The sequence below is a fragment of the Pseudarthrobacter sp. RHLT3-21 genome, assembly GCF_059383495.1.
The window spans coordinates 1-16,903 of sequence record NZ_JBWZCI010000018.1 but is presented as its reverse complement, the minus strand read 5'-3'; the positions used below and the strand labels follow the sequence as shown (position 1 = coordinate 16,903).

The window sequence follows — 16,903 nt, the reverse complement described above, 5'->3', positions numbered from 1 at the left end:
CCGCGTTCGACAGGCTCGGTTCCGACAGGAGTGCTCCTAGAGCGGGGGCTCGGGCAGGAGATTGGCTGCCAGCGTTCTGGCGATAAAGCGGCCGTAGCGCTCGGCGCTCCAGCCGCGCTTGGGGACAAGGTTCTCGTAGAGCTCAGCCGATGTGCACGTGAACATGACATCGGCTACCTCCTCCTCTGTCAGGTCCGCCCTCAGGAAGCCCCTGCCGAGGACCTGCCGGGCGTTGTGCTGCATCCGGCGGTACCGCGCTTCGTCGACGTCGAGCAGGAGCGCGGCCATGTCCGGATCCCCGCTCGCGGCGGCGTCCCTAATGAGAAGGAAGACCGGGGATCCGAGCGGGCTGACTTCGGTGGTGAACCGGCCGAGCTGCTCCATGAGTTCACGGGGGTCCGTAACCGTAGTTTGCGCGCGGTCCGACCGCTCTTCAGCCGGGGGGCCGCCGGCTCCGAGCAGGCTCCGCTCATAGATTGCCCGCACGAGCCCCGGCTTTCCGCCGAAGCCCTTGTATACGGACTCCTTCGAGACCCCGGCCGCCCGGGCGATCGCGGCAATAGTGGTCCGGCCATATCCACCCGTCAGGAACAATTCGCGCGACTGCGCGAGCACCCGATTCCTTGACTCCTCGGCTGCCTCCTGGCGACGCCGGGCGTCGTAGGCGCGAGAACGGGGAGCCGGACGATGCGATTCGTTGACCACAGGTCCCACTGGGAATAAACTCCTTGTATCAGTTGATTACAGCTGACTGTATCAAATCCACTATACCAGCGTCCCCGCCACCGCGACGGATGAATAAAGGAGCAGACCATGGACGCTTCAGGAATCGATCACCTTCCGGAGGGCCCGGTGCGGCGCATGATGGCCGCCGCTAACCGCCACGACCTCGAGGGGATGGTGTCCGAGTTCGCCGAGGACTACCAGAACACCACCCCCGCCCACCCTGCCCGCAGTTTCACGGGCTCAGCCCAGGTGCGGAAGAACTGGGCCGGGCTCTTTGCCGGGCTGCCGGACCTGAGCCTCACCGTGCACGATGCGACGACGGGACCCGGCAATACGGTCTGGATGGAATGGGGCAACCGGGGTACCCGGCGGGATGGCTCGGTGACGTCGTCCGCGGGGGTGGCCATTTTCACCGTCCGTGATGACAGGATCGCTGCGGCGCACTTCTACCTCGAACCGGTCGAGCACGAGTCCGGGGACGTGAACGCCGCGGTGGGCATGGCCGTCCGCGGGGCAGCCGGAAGCGGTGACGGGTCATGATCCTGGTGGTGGGCGGCACGGGCCGACTTGGCCGCGCTCTGGTCCCACTGCTCGTGGGAGCCGGGCATCAGGTCCGCGTCATGGCCCGCGGCGCTTCCCAGCCCCTCCCCGACGCGGCGAGCAACGGCGTCGAGCTCCTGCGTGGGGACCTCGCCTCCGCAACGGACTGCCGCCAGGCGGTCGCGGGCTGCACAGCGGTAGTGTTCGCGGCCTCGGGATTCGGACTCAAGGACTCTGACCCGCGCGCCGTTGACCGCGACGGCGCCATCCGGCTCGTGCGCGCGGCGGCCGATGCCGGAGCCGAGCACATGGTCATGATGTCCATGCATGGTGCCGCCCCCGACGGACCAATCGACTTCCTGCGCTGCAAGGCCGCGGCCGAGGAGTCCGTCCGCACGTCCGGCATGGCCTGGACAGTCATCAGGATGGGGGCGCTGCTTGAGCAGCGTCTCGAAATCATGGCCGCCCCGCTCGAGTCCAAGGGCAAGGTGCTGGTGATTGGCTCGGGGTCTGCCCCGGTTACCTTTACATCGGTCCGGGACGCAGCCGCCCTCGTGGTCCGTGCGCTTTCGGACCCGGCGCTGCGGAACCGTGTCCTCGAATGGGGTTCGCAGACACTCACAGCCAACGAGCTTGCCGGGGCTCTGCTCACCCGGGCCGGCCACGGGTCGGTTCAGCGGATCCCGGCCGCCGCCGAGCGCTTCCTGTCCATCGCAGCGAGGCCCTTCTCGCCCTTCCTTGCCCGAGTCGCGCGGGCCGGGATCCGGGAGGAATCGGGAGCCGCTGGCTTCCAGTGGGCGCCATCCCGCGCGGAGTTCCCAGACATTCCCGTCACGGGCCTGCGGCAGGTCCTCGAAACCGCGGTCCCGGGAGGATAACGACGGTGCTCGGCTGGGTAGTTCCGGGCAATGACGCGTAGTCCGTGCCTGGCACGCACCGCTAGGTGGCCTCGGCGGCCAGGGCCGTTGTTTTCCGGGTACGGCCGTGGAAGAAACTCCAGTTCACACTGACCGCAGGCTTGGGCCCTGTTTTCTCCGGGCCTGCTCTCACTGATATCCCTTAGTGCCGTGTCGTAGTTGAGAGGTTTCGCCAGTGAAGGACTCCGGCGGCGATGATGAGCGGAACGTGGATTGCCGGGAGGTTTCTTGCCAGCCAGCGCGGAAGATAGAGGTCGGTGACGGACCCTGTGCTGTCTCCCAGGTTTCGGGCGACCGCGGTCAGGGGGCAGCGAAATCCGTTGGCCGCAAACACTAACGTTTCCAGTGCCACGACAGTGGCAGCCAGCCCGGCCCGCCGATCCGACTGTCGCCGGATGCCGATGTACAGAACGTAGAGCATGCAGGCCTCGATGGTGAACCACGCGAGGGTGTGAAAAGCCTTCACTGCTTTGAGTAGCTTGCCGCGTACCTCCATGCTCGTCAGTGCCGTCCGCTGGGCAGCGCGGCGACGTTGTACTCGATCGAGTCGAGGACGAAACGCAGGTAGGAATAGTCTCCGGCGGGGGCATGCCAGATCCCCTCGCCGCGCTCCATGAGCCGGTGCGGACCGAACTGCCGATAGTCACTCAGTGGGGTGGACCACCGCATCCTGGTGAACGACTTTCCGTCCGCCGACGCCGCGCCGCGTCCGTCAGCAGCAAAATCCATCAGCTCGCCGTGATCATTGAACGAGAGGACCGCACTGACGGTGTGGCTACCGTTCGTGAAGGATGCACTGACGGTGTGCGGATTGATCTCGCGCCACTTGATTCCCGGATCGACCAGCGCGCCTGGCGCGAACACGCAGAGGTCGTTGAACAGCGTCACCGTCTCGGCCTCGTCCATTTCCGGGCCCTTGGCGTCGACCACGGTTACGGCTGATGCGAGTTTCACCCGCATGGTTGCGGACGGTCCGACGAACCGGTGGAACGCCTGGAACGGGATGCCGGCCCGTGAGGCGTCCATGAGGAAGAGGCGTGATGGCCGGTCGTAGAAGTTGCTTTGCCGTCCGGTGAAGGGCATCCAGGGCGCTGACGGTCCGCTACGGATCTGCCCGTGATAGCGGGCAGAGAAGTTCTGAACCTTCGGAAGGCCTATAGCGCCGCTGAGACGAACATAGCGTTGCACTACGGCGGGGAGCCGCGAGAGATCGGTCTCGGTAAGTACCGGGGACTCGACGGCGCGGGCCAGTCCCTGTGAGATGTCGCGGTCGTATTCGGCGCGGAAGCTCCGGGGCCCTTCAGAGAGGTAGCCGTATACGACGCCGACGAGCACGATGACGTTGGCAATCGTCCCGTAGGCGGCGTCGACCCAGGACGCAATGATCACGATCTGGGAGACGACGATGCCCCCGGCGCCGAACACCCACCATCGTCCCGGCAGGGCGAAGATGGAAACCGAGGCGACCAGGAAAAGTGTCGCCGCCAATAACCAGAGAACACCCAACGGCAAAGGTATCTGTTGCGTCAGTTGCGGAACGTCGGCGAACCCCAAACCCTTGACAGCGCCGAGCAGATGGATGAGCGCGTGCAAGCCGAGGAAGGCCGCGAAGACTATTTTCACGACAGCGGACCTACCCGCACCGGAGGGAAAGTCATGAGCACGCGTGGACTGTGACACGGGCGGCCTCCTAACGTTCACATGAGCGGCGGGCTAAGAAACGTTCAACGGAGACATCAATCCGGCGGTGCGGTCAGCCCCGGCCACGTAGACGAGGGAACGAAGGGCGATGACGGACGCCGTGCTGTCGCGTGCATCCAACGCGGCAACGCTGATGCTCCGAGCGTACTCCCCCCTGTCCAGAGCAGGCCGGGACTTTCCCGCAATAACAGCGGTCCCCGGGGAGGTGGTCCAGTACATGCGCGTGCTCAAATTGGACGCGGCCCCAGGCAACGGGCGGGGACTCAGCCGCCGGCGGCGGCCACCTCAACCTCAACCCCCGCGTCCCGGAACTTCTGCACCTGCCCCGGGGCGGCGCCGTCGTCCGTCACCAAGGTCCACGGCAGCGCGAGCCGGGCCCACGCGTGGAATGGCCGGAGGCCCAGCTTGGATGAGTCCGCCAGGACGTAGACGCTGTTGCCACGCCTGGCCATGAGTTCCTTGAGCCGGGTCTGGGCGTGGTCGGCCTCGCAGATGCCGTCCTCGGCGGTGACGGCGTCGGCGCCCAGGAACACGCGGTCGAAGCTCATCCGTTCCAGGGCTGCCTCGGCGAGCGGCCCCACGAAGCTCTGGCTCAGGCTCCGCAGCCGGCCGCCCAGGCAGCCCACCTCGATGCCCTCGGACTCGGCCAGTTCCTGCATGGTGTTGATGCCGGGGGTGGTGACGGCGAGCTGGTCGAACGTGCTCTGCTGCAGCGATGCTTCCGCGTGGGCGCCCAGGGCCAGGCGCCGCCGTAGGTGCGGGCCAGCCGGCCCTGCCCGTTCAGGAGCGCCGCCGAAGAGCGATGGACGTGGCGAGTTCGATGGCCCCCGGTGCCGAAGATGACGTGCAGTCCCGTACTCATGCCGAGCCCGGAATGGCGCCGTTGATGGCGAACGGATAACCGCACGCCAAGCCGGTTTTTCCGCAATCCCGGCCGAAACCCACCCGCTGTCCGCTGCAGCCGCAGGAGTCATGGCCGGCTACATCTCCACAGACCAATACATATGGGGACTGCGCAAGGTGCTGGACGGCATCACCGCGGGCGCCGGTATGGACGGCCTTCCTGCGGAGACGTAGAGCCGTCCCCACCGGTGGTTGTGCCTGTGGGGTTTCGACACGCTCAACCACCGGTGTGGGCTTTGGGCTGGTTCAACCACCGCCGTCGGCGACGGGTTTCGGCGCGGGAGTGCCGTCGTCGTAATCCACTACGACGACGGCGACCCGTACTGCACCGTCGATATCACCTGGAAGTTGGAACCTTTTCCAGGTCTTCGACATCGTTGTCTGAATCGTTGTCCAAAGAGTTGGGAGTGGCTGCTTCGTTGTTCAAGGGCCTCGATTCGCGCTGTGAATAGAACCAAATGGGTATGTAGAGCGACAATACGAGGAAGCCGAGCCAAGTTGAAGTCCAGCCAATTTCCTGGCTGTTCAGGTAGACCACACCGATCAGGCACAGAGGCAGATTGAACAGGCCAAAGATCATGGCCACATTCTTCCAACCCCTGGGGGCTTTGAAAGGCCTTTCAAGGGTGGCGAAGGCCGGGTGTTTTTTGGCTCTGACGTAGGCGAACAGGCTGATGCCGTTGGCACAGGTGTAGCCAATGGCGGCGGCCGCAAGAATTGCAGCGAGGGATCCCATGGAAATCAGGACCATGTTAAACGCCGCGGTGACGAGCAAGGCAATAAAGGGAGTTCCGTGGCGATTCGTTTTGCCGAAGACCTTGGGAAGGTTGCCTTCCGTTGTCATGGAGTGCAAGGCCCGGGACGAACCCAGGTAAGCCGTTTGGATGATGAGGATCATGGCGGCGATCAGCATGATGATGGTGATTATTGAGCCGGCTTCGCCAAAGACAGCCCGGGCCACTGGAATCAGGGGCGATACAGGCTCTGCTATCACACCTTCAACACCCAGCACACCGATTACTGCGGTTTGCACCAGTACGTACGAGAGGAAGCAGATGATGCCGCAGGCAAACAATGCTTTCGGGACATCTTTGGACGGGTTTTTGTATTCAGGGGCGTAGATGGCTGCCGTTTCCCAGCCGCAGGCACTCCATTGTGCAATCGCAAAGATGCCAAAGAGAATCAGGATGTGGTGGATGTCCCAGGCCCAGTCAGCAGGCCACCAGTTGCCGGTGATGTTGGCCAGGTCAACGTGTCCGGTAGCAAAAGGCGCCAGGGTAAGGATAACCAGCGGTATCAAAGAAACAGCCGCGAGGATGTAACCCAGGATGGCGCCATCCTTGAGGCCGAACCAGTTGACTACGAACAGTCCGGTGAAGATCAGCAGACCTGAGATCAATGAGAGCTGAAACTCGGTGAAGGTCTCGCCCAGCACCGGAAACAGCCCATGAAGGTAACCGCCGACCAGGATTGAGAAGATCGCCAGGACCGGGTTCCAGGCAAACCAGTAGCTCCAGGCGGAGAAGCCGCCGATCAGCTTGCCCTTGTCGTACTTGCCTTTGAAGTTTTCGGTGCGAAATACATGCTGCGCGAAACCTGGCAGACCAGAGGCCTTGGGAAAGGTGGTCGCCATTTCCGCATAGGCAGCGTTCTGTATGAAACCCTGGATGACCGACAACCCCCAGACGAGGATTGCTGCGGCAGCCATATACATCGGCAGGTAGCCCAACGATGGCAGAATCAGCAAGGGCACGCCCAAAGCAATGGCCAAACCCTGCTTCCAGTTGATCGACCTTTCCAGGTGACCAACGCCATCCGAAAGATTTTTACTCATAACAGTCTCCTTAGACGACAAGCGTCTGGTCTTTTAGGTTGAATAACTAGATTCGTGAGTCTGAAGTGGCTGCGAGATGCATGCCATTCCCCGCGTGGTATATACCGCCGTGAAAGGATGTGGAAACCCGAGGCATGCGCGCATATGGGCAGGCCGTACATTGGTATCTTCAAACGTTTGAGGCTCGACTAACCCTGCAACCGCGATCTGCAGTTGCATGTATTACCGTCGACGAGTATGAATTCTGGCGCGTGAATGTCCGCGCATGATTCGCAGAAATGCAGAAGCACTTGTCGTTGTGCTTGAGGTTAGTCCTGCAGGGTCTTAGTCGAATTTTTTGAACGACTACATCGTCTCGTGGACGATAGCGTCGTCCAGGGTCGTCAGTTCGGGCGAACTGGTGCGACGAACTTGGCCGAAGATGGCGCGCAGGCATCCATGTGAGTGTCCCTGCGCGTCAGGCAGAGGCGGGACGCCTTCACTGGCTTACTTCCCTCTGGACGCGAGGGGGGACGGCCCTGAAGAAATCGTGCCGGCGTCGCGTCCGGTGCGGCTGTGTAAGAAGCTAAACCTTAGATTTCGTAGTATCGGAAGGAGTGCGACTCCGCACCCTCGGGGTTGGGGCCATAGACGGTAACCATCCGGGCGTAGGTGGGTGCCCAGTATCGGCCAAGTTGTCCGGGATTTACGCGTGCTGAGTCACCGGGTCTCAGGACGACAGTCTTGCCTTCACTCTCGATGTAGAGCTCGCCTTCCAGGACGAAGTTCGTTTCGGAGTGGGGGTGGAAGTCTTCCCAGCCGCAGGCTTCCAGTTCCCATTCCGAGAGTCGGAAGTCATCCCATCGGCCTACGGGATTCGCGTTTATAAATCTGCAGCGCAATCGCGGCCATTCGTCCTTCATGACCTTCATGGACTTCGCTGACCAGAAGTCGATCGTTTCCCCCGTCGTCAGTGGCGGGGGCTGGGTGGCTGTGGCCATAATCTTTCACCGTTCTTCAGTTGGAAATCTGATTTTCGGAACATATCGGTGAATCTAAATCAGTTGCATCGACGTGATGTGGATCACGGACTGTCAATACTGTGACATTGACAACCGTCCTAGTCAATAGTCCATGAGAAGGAAGATGGGACGTTTCTCGGCCACGGATCTGAGCGTCAGTTCTCAAAAGAATCTCGTAGAAATTTTTCCTGAACGATTGACTTGCACGGCCGTTCATGTGAAAGTCGGGGGACGACGAAACGTGATTCACTTCACATCGGCACGGCTCAAGGAGGAGCTCAACCGGTCCGTTGAGAATCAAGAATGTCGGATTTGCAACCCTTCCTCCCGGAGCCATAACCCGGTTTCAGAGGTGACCTTCAATGCAGTCCCTTATGCGCCAAAAGCGCCATCCCCTATGGCCATTTATGCCCTAAATGAAGAGTTCTGAAGTACTTTTCACCCAATTCACAGGAGAGACCATGGAAACCACCCTCGTAGGAACACTGAGCAAGGCCGGATCCATCCACAAGGTAGAAAACGGCTTCATCGGACTGCCGTCGATGAACGAGCCTGGGACGGTCGCTGCGATCGGTGACTCCCTCCACAACCCCGAGGGTTCGGTCATGTGCGCCGGATTCTTCGAGCTGGAGGCTTCCGAGCCGTTGGTGTACACGTACACCTACGACGAAATGAAGGTGGTCATCAAGGGTGAATTCATCCTCACGGACCAGACGACGGGAGAAGTGACGCACGCCAAGGAACGCGATGTGCTGTTCTTCCCCAAGGGCACCACCGTCAAGTTTGAGACCCCTGAGTATGGCCTGGGGTTCTTCGCCGGCGACCGCACCTTCGCACCCTAGGACCATCCAGCGCGTTCACATAGTCGCTGGCTAGATACGTAACCCAACTCACAACGTCGCACACCAGCGGCCCCTGAAAATTTGGAAGAGGAAAGCAGCATGACACTTCGAGTCGGAATCATCGGTGCTGGCCCCAGCGGCTTGGCACAACTGCGGGCATTCGAATCAGCACGTCAAAAAGGGGCCGACATCCCCGCAATCATGTGCTTTGAAAAACAGGACGAATGGGGCGGGCAGTGGAACAACAGCTGGCGTATTGGGCTGGATGCTCACGGCGAGCCGGTTCACTCCAGCATGTACCGCCACCTCTGGTCCAATGGGCCCAAGGAGTGCCTGGAGTTCTCGGACTACTCCTTTGACGAGCACTTTGGCCGTCCTATTTCTTCCTTCCCTCCTCGCGAGGTTCTCTTCGACTACATCAAGGGCCGCGTGGAGAAGTCCGACGTCCGCAAGTATGTCCGCTTCAATAGCGTCGCGCGGCACACCAGCTACAACGAGGCCACCCAGGAATTCACGCTGACAGTGGAGGACCTCAAAACCAACCTCACTGAAACCCACGTGTTCGACAAGCTCGTGATTGCGACCGGACACTTCTCCGTCCCTTCAGTCCCTGAGTTCAAGGGCATAAAGACTTTCCCGGGTGAAGTCCTGCACGCCCATGATTTCCGCGGAGCCGAGCGGTTTTATGGCAAGAAGTTGCTCATGATCGGCAGCAGTTACTCCGCAGAGGACATTGGCATGCAGGCCCACAAAATGGGTGCGGCGTCCATCACCCTCAGCTACCGCACGACCTCAATGGGCTATGACTGGCCGGAGAATACTGTGGAGCGCCCGCTCGTCACCCACTTCCAAGGCCGCACCGCACACTTTAGTGACGGCACCCAAGATGAATTCGACGCCGTCGTGCTTTGCACCGGATACCAGCACAAGTATCCGTACCTGCCCAGCAAGCTGTCACTGAAGTCGTCGAACGTGCTGTACCCGGGCAACCTCTACAAGGGCGTGGTGTGGCAGCAGAACACCAACCTGTTCTACCTGGGTGCGCAGGACCAGTACTACACATTCAACATGTTCGACGCGCAGGCCTGGTTTGCCCGCGACGTCATGACCGGCGTGATTGAGCTGCCGTCCCTTGCTGAGCGCCAAAAGGACATCGCGGCCTGGCTTGAGCGCCAGGCCGTGCTGCCAAATCACGATGCCGAGGCCGATTTCCAGACGGACTACCTGCGGGAGCTCATCGATGCGACGGATTACCCGTCCTTCGACCTGGACGCTGTTTGCCAGTTGTTCAAGGACTGGATGCACCACAAGGAGACGGACATTCTGGGATACCGCGACATGCTCCACCGCTCCGTGGTCACCGGCACAATGGCGACCAAGCACCACACCCGCTGGATCAACGCCATGGACGACTCCATGGAGCGGTACTTGGACGGCCGGTCGCAGGATGTGGACACCGGCTCGCCTGCCGCTGTGGCCGACATCTTGGCCGCGAGGTAACTACAGGCATCCCCGTGGGCCAATCTGGAAAGGTTCTAGATTCTGGCAGGTTGTCCTGAGCATTTGGAGGGCTTCCGGCGCTCCGGACCGTATCCTGGCTGTTGCATAGACAGCCAGGATACGGTCTTCGGTGGTAACGAAATCCAGCCCTGGCGATGAAGATGTTGATTCGTCTCGGTTTGCCCGAGCAATAGTCTTTAGTAGGCGTCCCTGTAAGGGTAACCGTGGAGAGTGCTCTATGCGGGTATCCGCTTCGGAACGAAAAGAACAGCTGATTTCAGCGACGGTTGAACTGATGCGTCGTGAGGGTGTTCAGGCGGTGACTATGCGGGCTATTGCCAAGGAGGCTAATGCTCCGTTGGCGACGGCTCATTATTGCTTTAGCGATAAGGAAGAGCTCATGGACGCGGCCGCCGAGGCTTGGTTTAAGAACCTGAGCCGCTATTCCAGTGACGTCCCGGTCCACCTGGGTCTGCGTAAGGCTGTGGAACAAGTGGCCGAAGGCTACTGGTGCGCATTGGCGGAAGAGCCGGCAAGCATACTTTCTGAGATCGAACTCATTCTGTGGGCAACACGCAATGCCGCCGTCAGCCCGCTGGCTGCGAAAATTTATCCCGCCTATGAAGTGGAGCTGGGAAACATATTCTCGTCCGCCGCCGAGAGCAGCGGTGATCAGTGCCTCATAGGCTTTGCCACGCTGGTGAGGCTCTTTCTGATGATTTACGACGGAGCCGCCATTCAATACATGACCGACCCGAAGGCTCCCGATCACAGCGCCCAGTTCTTCATGATGATCGATGCACTCCTGATCAAAGCCGGCGTTTAGGGCGTGTCTCCTCCGACGGGTGAAACATCCGCGATCTCAACCTCAACCCCTGCGTCCCGGAACTTCGGCACCTGCGCAGGGTCGGCGCCGTCGTCCGTTACCAAAGAGCTCAATGTGGGCTCGGTTCAGACGCCCCGTCTTGTTTCCGCGCTGCCTCGTCGATCGCTTCCAACACCCGCGCGTTGTTTGCCGCGTCCGTGAGATCGTAGCGGAGCGGCGTACCGTTTAGGACGCTGCCGGCGAAGTGTTCGCCCATCCGTACGAAGTGGTTTTCGCCCTTGAACTTGTGATAGATCGTGTCCTGCCCGAAGTGATGCTCCTCCAGGACCGAATCCTCTTCCAAGAGCCCAAAAGGATTGTCGAGGTAGAGCCGGCCCCCGGTGCCCGTGAGTTCCAAAAAGTTGCGGCGCTCGAGGTTCACTCCCGTATCAAAAAGCGCGGTTGCGCTGCCGGGAAAGCGCAGCATGCCCGCAATGCTGGTGTCGATTCGACCTCCGTCGTTGGCATCGCGGTAGTTGCCAAAGGCGGCGACGTGAGCCGGCTCCTGCGCTGTGACCATCCGGCTCACGTTGACGCAGTAGCACCCCGTATCGAAAAGTGCGCCGCCGCCGAGCCCGGCATACCAGCGGATGTTGTCGTCTCCCCCCGCATCGAAGGAGTGGCCGACGTGGACAAATGTCAATTTGCCCACCGCATTGGCCGCGAGCAGCTCTTGCAGCTTCTCGAAACGCGCGTGAAAACGGTACATGAAGCCCTCTAAGACTTTGAGCCCGGTCTCGTCCGCCTTGCGCGTGATCTCCTCGCACTCGGCGGCGCTCATCGCCAAAGGCTTTTCGCAGAGGACGTGCTTGCCTGCGTCCAAGGATTTAAGAATCCACTCGAGGTGCAGTGCATTAGGCAGCGCAATGTAGACAGCGTCGATATCCGGGGAAGCGAGCAGCGCCTCATAAGAGCCAAACGCCTGTGGGACGCCGTGCTTGTCGGCGTACTCCTTAGCCTTTTCCTCGGTGCGGGAAGCGATACCTACGACCTCGCCATTTTTTGTTTCCTGCAACGCCGGAATTGTCTTGCGGACGATGCGGGCGGTGCCCAGGACGCCCCAACGCAATTTCTCGCTCATTGAATTCTCCTTTTTTTGCAACCTACCCCGCCTTCGTTGGGTTCTGCCGCGACCAAGCGCTAAAGTCCACACCGCCCAACATTGCCGCGATCTCTAATGGTTAGGGTTTCGCCAGAACCTTTCGCAACAGACTCGCCGTCCACTTAGTCAGTGTGGGGGCAGACTTCATTCGCTGCGGACCGCTGCCACCTCAACCTCAACCCCGGCGTCGCGGAACTTCTGCACCTGAGCCGGGTCGGCGCCGTCGTCCGTGACGAGCGTCCAGGGCAGCGCGAGCCGCGCCCACGCGTGGAACGGCCGCAGGCCCAGCTTGGATGAGTCGGCCAGGACGTAGACGCTGTTGCCGCGCCGGGCCATGAGTTCCTTGAGGCGGGTCTGGGCGTGGTCGGCCTCGCAGATGCCGTCCTCGGCGGTGACGGCGTCGGCGCCGAGGAATACGCGGTCGAAGCTCATCCGTTCCAGGGCTGCCTCGGCCAGTGGTCCCACGAAGCTTTGGCTGAGGCTCCGGAGCCGGCCGCCCAGGCAGTCCACCTCGATGCCGTCGGACTCGGCCAGTTCCTGCATGGTGTTGATGCCCGGCGTCGTCACGGACAACCGATCAAAACCCCGCAGTTCGTGGGCGAGGGCACCTACGGTGGAGCCGGCGTCGAGCAGGATGTTCTCCCCGGGCCGGATCAGTGACGCCGCCCAGCTGGCAATGGCCTGTTTCTGCTCAAACGCCTCGCCGGTGCGCTGCCGCAGCGATGCTTCCGGGTGGGCGCCCATGGCCATGGCGCCGCCGTAGGTGCGGGCCAACCGGCCCTGTCCGTTCAGGAGCGCCAGGTCGCGGCGGATGGTGGAGGCCGTGACCTCGAACCGGACGGACAGCTCCTCCACGGAGGCCAGGCCTGTGGTGACGGCGAGGTGGTAGATCTCCTCGCGCCTGGCATTTGCCGACAGCATTCCCGGTTTCCTTCCCGTGGGCGTGGTTACCATGCTAGTTCCGGTCCCCGCCAACTCCCCGGAGCATCGCCATGCGCGGAATGCGCAACGGCCGGTCAGCAAGCTTAGCTGACCGGCCGTTCAGAGGGGCTCCCGTCCCGATTCCGGGTCGTCGGTCTCTCAGGTTCTCTTAGAGATCCTCTTCGCGCGACGGCGCCAAGTCCACTGCCTGCCGCAATGCCTCAAGTAGGGACTCGTGGTCGGCGATGTTCTTGCCCGCGATGTCGAAGGCCGTGCCGTGGTCAACGGATGTGCGTACCACGGGCAGGCCCACGGTGATGTTTACGCCATTTTCCAGGCCGAGGACCTTGACCGGGCCGTGGCCCTGGTCATGGTATTGGGCAACCACCAGGTCGAAGTCGCCGCGGCCGGCAAGGAAGAACAGGGTGTCGGCCGGGAGTGGGCCGAAGGCGTCGATACCGTCAGCCTGGGCCTTCTCGATGCCCGGCTGGATCTTTTCCGCCTCTTCGCCGCGGCCGAACAGCCCGTTCTCCCCAGCGTGCGGGTTGATGGCGCAGACGGCGATTCGCGGGTTTTCGATGCCGGAGGCGCGCAGAAGCTCATACCCGCGCTTGATAGTCCTGTACACCAGGTCCCCATTGATCTTGGCGATCGCGTCGATGAGGCCGATGTGGGTGGTGACGTGGATGACGCGCATCTTCGGGGCGGTCAGCATCATGGAAACTTCCTCGGTACCGGTCAGTTCGGCGAGGAGTTCAGTGTGGCCAGGGTACTTGTGGCCGGCTGCGTGCAGGGCTGCTTTGTTCAGCGGCCCGGTGCAGATCGCATCCACCTGGCGGTCCATAGCCAGTGCCACGGCCTTTTCGATGAAGAGGAATGAGCCGTGCCCGGCCGCGGCCGAGAGTTCACCCCAGGCGAGGTCCTCCGGGATGCAGTCGATGTCCAGCACGTCGATGGTGCCTTCCTCGAACAGGGCCTCCGACGGCTCCGCGACCTTGCGCAGGGTCAGCGGGCTGGCGACGATGTCCGCGGCGAGCTGCAGCCGGCGAAGGTCGCCGATGACCAGCATGCGGGCCTTCGACCGGAGTTCCGCGTCAGCCAGGGCTTTGACGATGATTTCCGGGCCAATGCCGGCTGCATCGCCCATGGTGATGGCAACAATCGGGCGTCCCATTATTTGATACTCATTTCAGTCGTTGTGCCAGTGAGAAATTGTGTGGTCCGGGCCAGCGTTCCGGCGTCCCCGAAGGCGCCGGCCTTCGTGACGAGCAGGGGGAGAGGTTCGGGCAGCAGGCTCATGACGACGCCGGGTTCAATCTCGCCGAGGACGGTGAAGCTGCCGGCGCCGAGTGCCCTCAAGACTGCCGTCGCCGTCTCGCCGCCCGTCATGACGAGGGCGTCACAGTGCCCAATGCCCGCGGCGGTGGCGCGGGCCAAAGCCTCTGCCACCACCAGTGCCTGTGACTTGTCGACGATTCCCATCGGATCCGGCGTCAACACCACATCATTCCGGGTCATCGCCTGTGCAACCTCGCGGGCAACCGACGGCTCGTCCAGGGCGGCGTGGTCCAGCGTGATGTGTTTGGCGCCTGCCGCGACGAGTGCCTCGGTTTGCTGCCGCGCAAGGCTGGAGTAGCTGCCGATCACGGTCAAGGTCCGGTTGACGTGCCACGCCTGCGCATTCCGCGCACCTGTTCTTTCGTCACGCGCCACGATGTGTCCCGCCAGTCCGCCCGAGCCCACCAGGAGCGTCGGAAAGTCCAGCAGCTCTGCAGCGGCGGCGATGATCCTGAGATCGTCGTCGGTGGAGGCATCAAGTACGACGGCGTCGCTCCCCTGTTCCTGCACGTCCCGTAGGTGCGACGCCAGTTCCTCGGGCGTGCGTCCGGATTGTCCGCCAACCACTTTGACGGCGAGGCCACCCGCTTCTAGTGCCCTGGCGATGTCACCACCGAAGTTTCCTTCAGTGTTCGGAACGCCGCCGACGTGGACGACGCCGCCGTCGGTGGTCCTTCCCGTGGCCGGAAAGGCCGGAGAGGCAACGGCGAGACCCTTGCCGTGGCCCTGGGTGATTCCCGCCAATGTGGCCGCGACTTCCACGCCAACATTGCCCCTGAGCAAGGAATCGATTTTCTTGAAGACGCGGCGGTGCTGCCCCAGGGCGTGCCCGACGGCGGCCGTGACGGCTGCGGCGGCCTCCTCCTCGGGCAGGTAGCGGCTTTCCGTGTTGATCGAAAGGATCTCCGCATCGGGCCAGGCGGACTCAAGGTCAAGGATCACGGAACTGGTGTGCGTGGGGCCATACGCGGCGGCCGCATCGGCCGCTCCCGTCAGGTCATCCGCGATGATTGCCCAGCGCGTGGTTGCGTCGGTGTTCATTTCGTGGGTGTTCATACTGCGTGTGAGACCTCGGGGGATGCCGCAGCCTCTTTGTTCTTGAGGCGCCTGGCGTACCAGGCAACCATAAGGGGGCAGCCGATGGCGGTGACCACCACGGACGCGGCAACCAGAACGGTGGCTGGTCCCGCTGCGGGAAGGTACGCAGGATTGGCTGCAGCTACCAGCATGGGGACTGTGGCAGCGTTGCCCGCGGTGGTGGCTGCAGCCAGGCCGGCAATGCCGGTGCCGCCGCTCAGCTTGTCAGCGAAGAAGAGCACGGCGCCGCCGACGATCAGCACGAACAGGCCGAGCGCGATACCCAGCAGGCCGGCACTGAGCACCTTTTCGAGGTTCAGGCCGAAGCCAAGGGCCAGGGCGAAGAACGGAATAAGAACGGGGGCCGCAGACGAAAGGAACTTACGCATGGCCGGGTCGAGGGTGCCCAGCAGAACTCCAAGGAGCAGGGGGATGATGGCGCCTACCAGCGCCTGCCACGGGAAGGCCGACAGGCCGGCCACGCCCAAGGTGAGCATCGTCAGGAAGGGGCCGGATTCGAGCGTCATGACGGAGTAAGCAGCAACGTCCTTGGGCTTGCCGTACTGGCCCATAAGCGCCATGTACATTCCGCCGTTGGTGTCATTAAGAGCCGCCAGGATTGCCAGGACCGACAGGCCTGTCAGCAGGCCGCCATCGATGGGGAGCTCGCCCAGGAACCTGCCGGCAATAACGCCAATGATGACCGCGAACAAGACCTTGCTGCCGAAGAGGACGCCGCCCTTTTTCAAGATGTAGGGGGTGGCCTTGATATCGATGCTTGCACCCATGCACACGTAGAACACGGCGAGGATGGTGGTGCCCCCGGTGAACAGGGCGCCGGTAAACGAGCCGAAGAATTTGGCGGAGTCCGGTGCGAAGGTGGCCAGCAGAGCGCCGATGAGCAGCGGAATCAACATCATGCCGCCAGGAACTTTTTCCATGGTGGCCTTGATTGGAACAGACATCAATCAACCTCATTGTTGTGGGGGACGGGGGATCGAGCCGCCCGGGCTCCGATCATGATTAAGATCATAGAATGGGTGCGCGTTTAGCGCAAGCTCAATTGCGCGAAACGCGCGAAAAAGAAGTTTTCCGGGCGTTTGGTATCGGGTCTGCCCACGTGGCGGGCTTATCCGGCGGAAGTGACATCGCCCAGGAGCTGGCGCTGCGTCACCCGGAACTTGTCCGGAGCCTTGTTTCGCAGAGCACTTGGACAGTGATGGATCCATATCTCCGCAGCTGGGCGAACTTCATGAAGTGGCTGATCCGCGCCGCCCCCGACGAAAGAGTCTTCCTCGAAGGACTCTTTCTCAGCGTCTACACGCCGAGATCGCACAACGACGGGACAGTAAACCAAATCATTGACGAGGTCCTCGCCTTTCCCTATAAGCAGAGCAGCGAAGACCTGGAAGCTTTCCTAGAGGCCTTCATGGGCCACGACACGACGGAGCGCCTGCCGCAACTGAGTGTCCCGACGCTTGTGCTTGCGGGCGGCATCGATCCCATCACCCGACCCGAGCTCTGCCAGGCCCTACGTGTCAGGCTGGAACGGTACCAGGGGCTCATAGCAAGTCCGTTTAATCGCGTGGGGCGAGAGCCAGGAATCCAGTAATCATGTCCAGTCCAGTTTTGAGTG

General features: G+C 61.9%; 17 protein-coding genes and 1 pseudogene. 6 read left to right on the top strand and 12 right to left on the bottom strand.

Annotation, left to right across the window (positions count from 1 at the left end):
* Positions 1–36: 36 nt before the first annotated feature.
* Positions 37–615, bottom strand: a complete 579-nt coding sequence (locus tag AC50YA_RS16805; protein WP_494983376.1) for a TetR family transcriptional regulator — start codon at positions 613–615, stop codon at positions 37–39.
* A 198-nt stretch (positions 616–813) separates the two neighbouring features.
* Between AC50YA_RS16805 and AC50YA_RS16800 the strand changes: the two genes are divergently transcribed.
* Together AC50YA_RS16800 and AC50YA_RS16795 are read left to right on the top strand one after the other, a co-directional pair.
* Positions 814–1,266, top strand: coding sequence for a nuclear transport factor 2 family protein (locus AC50YA_RS16800; protein ID WP_494983375.1), 453 nt, complete (start codon positions 814–816; stop codon positions 1,264–1,266).
* Entirely contained in the window at positions 1,263–2,144 is an 882-nt protein-coding gene (locus AC50YA_RS16795; RefSeq protein WP_494983374.1) for an SDR family oxidoreductase, read from the top strand. Before AC50YA_RS16800 ends, AC50YA_RS16795 begins: the two co-directional genes overlap by 4 nt.
* A 181-nt stretch (positions 2,145–2,325) precedes the next feature.
* Here the strand turns inward: AC50YA_RS16795 and AC50YA_RS16790 are convergent, their stop codons facing one another.
* From AC50YA_RS16790 to AC50YA_RS16765, 6 genes and pseudogenes are all read right to left on the bottom strand, one after another.
* Positions 2,326–2,649: a hypothetical protein gene (locus AC50YA_RS16790; RefSeq protein WP_494983373.1), complete on the bottom strand. Its 324-nt coding sequence runs from the start codon at positions 2,647–2,649 to the stop codon at positions 2,326–2,328.
* A gap of 35 nt (positions 2,650–2,684) precedes the next feature.
* Positions 2,685–3,806 carry a DUF6544 family protein gene (locus AC50YA_RS16785; protein WP_494983372.1) on the bottom strand — a complete coding sequence of 374 codons (1,122 nt, stop codon included), beginning with the start codon at positions 3,804–3,806 and terminating at the stop codon, positions 2,685–2,687.
* A 90-nt stretch (positions 3,807–3,896) separates the two neighbouring features.
* Positions 3,897–4,103, bottom strand: coding sequence for a hypothetical protein (locus tag AC50YA_RS16780; protein ID WP_494983371.1), 207 nt, complete (start codon positions 4,101–4,103; stop codon positions 3,897–3,899).
* A 44-nt stretch (positions 4,104–4,147) separates the two neighbouring features.
* A pseudogene (locus tag AC50YA_RS16775) lies at positions 4,148–4,746 on the bottom strand (DeoR/GlpR family DNA-binding transcription regulator).
* A gap of 378 nt (positions 4,747–5,124) precedes the next feature.
* Positions 5,125–6,621, bottom strand: coding sequence for an APC family permease (locus AC50YA_RS16770; protein WP_494983370.1), 1,497 nt, complete (start codon positions 6,619–6,621; stop codon positions 5,125–5,127).
* Positions 6,622–7,193: 572 nt separating this feature from the next.
* The gene (locus AC50YA_RS16765; protein ID WP_494983369.1) at positions 7,194–7,601 is read right to left on the bottom strand and encodes a cupin domain-containing protein; all 408 of its coding nucleotides are present in this window, start codon (positions 7,599–7,601) and stop codon (positions 7,194–7,196) included.
* A 482-nt stretch (positions 7,602–8,083) separates the two neighbouring features.
* Here AC50YA_RS16765 and AC50YA_RS16760 point away from each other — a divergent pair, with 482 nt between their 5' ends.
* The 3 genes from AC50YA_RS16760 to AC50YA_RS16750 all read left to right on the top strand — a co-directional run bounded on the left by AC50YA_RS16760 (position 8,084) and on the right by AC50YA_RS16750 (position 10,790).
* Entirely contained in the window at positions 8,084–8,464 is a 381-nt protein-coding gene (locus AC50YA_RS16760) for a cupin domain-containing protein (RefSeq protein WP_494983368.1), read from the top strand.
* A 99-nt stretch (positions 8,465–8,563) separates the two neighbouring features.
* Positions 8,564–9,964: a trimethylamine monooxygenase gene (locus AC50YA_RS16755; RefSeq protein ID WP_494983367.1), complete on the top strand. Its 1,401-nt coding sequence runs from the start codon at positions 8,564–8,566 to the stop codon at positions 9,962–9,964.
* A gap of 238 nt (positions 9,965–10,202) precedes the next feature.
* Complete coding sequence (locus tag AC50YA_RS16750) at positions 10,203–10,790, top strand: TetR/AcrR family transcriptional regulator (protein WP_494983366.1); 588 nt, start codon at positions 10,203–10,205, stop codon at positions 10,788–10,790.
* A gap of 109 nt (positions 10,791–10,899) precedes the next feature.
* Here AC50YA_RS16750 and AC50YA_RS16745 read toward each other — a convergent pair whose 3' ends face one another.
* From AC50YA_RS16745 to AC50YA_RS16725, 5 genes are all read right to left on the bottom strand, one after another.
* A complete protein-coding gene (locus AC50YA_RS16745; protein ID WP_494983365.1) occupies positions 10,900–11,910 on the bottom strand; it encodes a Gfo/Idh/MocA family protein in 1,011 nt (336 codons plus the stop codon).
* Between the two features lie 165 nt (positions 11,911–12,075).
* Positions 12,076–12,852: a DeoR/GlpR family DNA-binding transcription regulator gene (locus AC50YA_RS16740; RefSeq protein ID WP_494983364.1), complete on the bottom strand. Its 777-nt coding sequence runs from the start codon at positions 12,850–12,852 to the stop codon at positions 12,076–12,078.
* 169 nt (positions 12,853–13,021) lie between these two features.
* Entirely contained in the window at positions 13,022–14,026 is a 1,005-nt protein-coding gene (gene pdxA, locus AC50YA_RS16735) for a 4-hydroxythreonine-4-phosphate dehydrogenase PdxA (protein WP_494983363.1), read from the bottom strand.
* Positions 14,026–15,231, bottom strand: coding sequence for a four-carbon acid sugar kinase family protein (locus AC50YA_RS16730; RefSeq protein ID WP_494983362.1), 1,206 nt, complete (start codon positions 15,229–15,231; stop codon positions 14,026–14,028). The genes pdxA and AC50YA_RS16730 overlap by 1 nt, the downstream gene beginning before the upstream one ends.
* Positions 15,232–15,242: 11 nt before the next feature.
* Positions 15,243–16,232 carry a 2-keto-3-deoxygluconate permease gene (locus AC50YA_RS16725; protein ID WP_494983361.1) on the bottom strand — a complete coding sequence of 330 codons (990 nt, stop codon included), beginning with the start codon at positions 16,230–16,232 and terminating at the stop codon, positions 15,243–15,245.
* A 71-nt stretch (positions 16,233–16,303) separates the two neighbouring features.
* Between AC50YA_RS16725 and AC50YA_RS16720 the strand changes: the two genes are divergently transcribed.
* On the top strand, positions 16,304–16,879 hold the full coding sequence (locus AC50YA_RS16720) for an alpha/beta fold hydrolase (RefSeq protein WP_494983360.1): 576 nt from the start codon (positions 16,304–16,306) through the stop codon (positions 16,877–16,879).
* The last annotated feature ends 24 nt before the right edge of the window (positions 16,880–16,903 follow it).

Bases quoted from the DNA above. Each gene is read 5' to 3' on its own strand.
- AC50YA_RS16720 (WP_494983360.1), top strand. From the start codon at position 16,304: ATGGGTGCGCGTTTAGCGCAAGCTCAATTGCGCGAAACGCGCGAAAAA.
- AC50YA_RS16750 (WP_494983366.1), top strand. From the start codon at position 10,203: ATGCGGGTATCCGCTTCGGAACGAAAAGAACAGCTGATTTCAGCGACG.
- pdxA (WP_494983363.1), bottom strand. From the start codon at position 14,026: ATGGGACGCCCGATTGTTGCCATCACCATGGGCGATGCAGCCGGCATT.
- AC50YA_RS16795 (WP_494983374.1), top strand. From the start codon at position 1,263: ATGATCCTGGTGGTGGGCGGCACGGGCCGACTTGGCCGCGCTCTGGTC.
- AC50YA_RS16760 (WP_494983368.1), top strand. From the start codon at position 8,084: ATGGAAACCACCCTCGTAGGAACACTGAGCAAGGCCGGATCCATCCAC.
- AC50YA_RS16730 (WP_494983362.1), bottom strand. From the start codon at position 15,231: ATGAACACCGACGCAACCACGCGCTGGGCAATCATCGCGGATGACCTG.
- AC50YA_RS16745 (WP_494983365.1), bottom strand. From the start codon at position 11,910: ATGAGCGAGAAATTGCGTTGGGGCGTCCTGGGCACCGCCCGCATCGTC.
- AC50YA_RS16780 (WP_494983371.1), bottom strand. From the start codon at position 4,103: ATGTACTGGACCACCTCCCCGGGGACCGCTGTTATTGCGGGAAAGTCC.
- AC50YA_RS16770 (WP_494983370.1), bottom strand. From the start codon at position 6,621: ATGAGTAAAAATCTTTCGGATGGCGTTGGTCACCTGGAAAGGTCGATC.
- AC50YA_RS16725 (WP_494983361.1), bottom strand. From the start codon at position 16,232: ATGTCTGTTCCAATCAAGGCCACCATGGAAAAAGTTCCTGGCGGCATG.
- AC50YA_RS16755 (WP_494983367.1), top strand. From the start codon at position 8,564: ATGACACTTCGAGTCGGAATCATCGGTGCTGGCCCCAGCGGCTTGGCA.
- AC50YA_RS16765 (WP_494983369.1), bottom strand. From the start codon at position 7,601: ATGGCCACAGCCACCCAGCCCCCGCCACTGACGACGGGGGAAACGATC.
- AC50YA_RS16800 (WP_494983375.1), top strand. From the start codon at position 814: ATGGACGCTTCAGGAATCGATCACCTTCCGGAGGGCCCGGTGCGGCGC.
- AC50YA_RS16740 (WP_494983364.1), bottom strand. From the start codon at position 12,852: ATGCTGTCGGCAAATGCCAGGCGCGAGGAGATCTACCACCTCGCCGTC.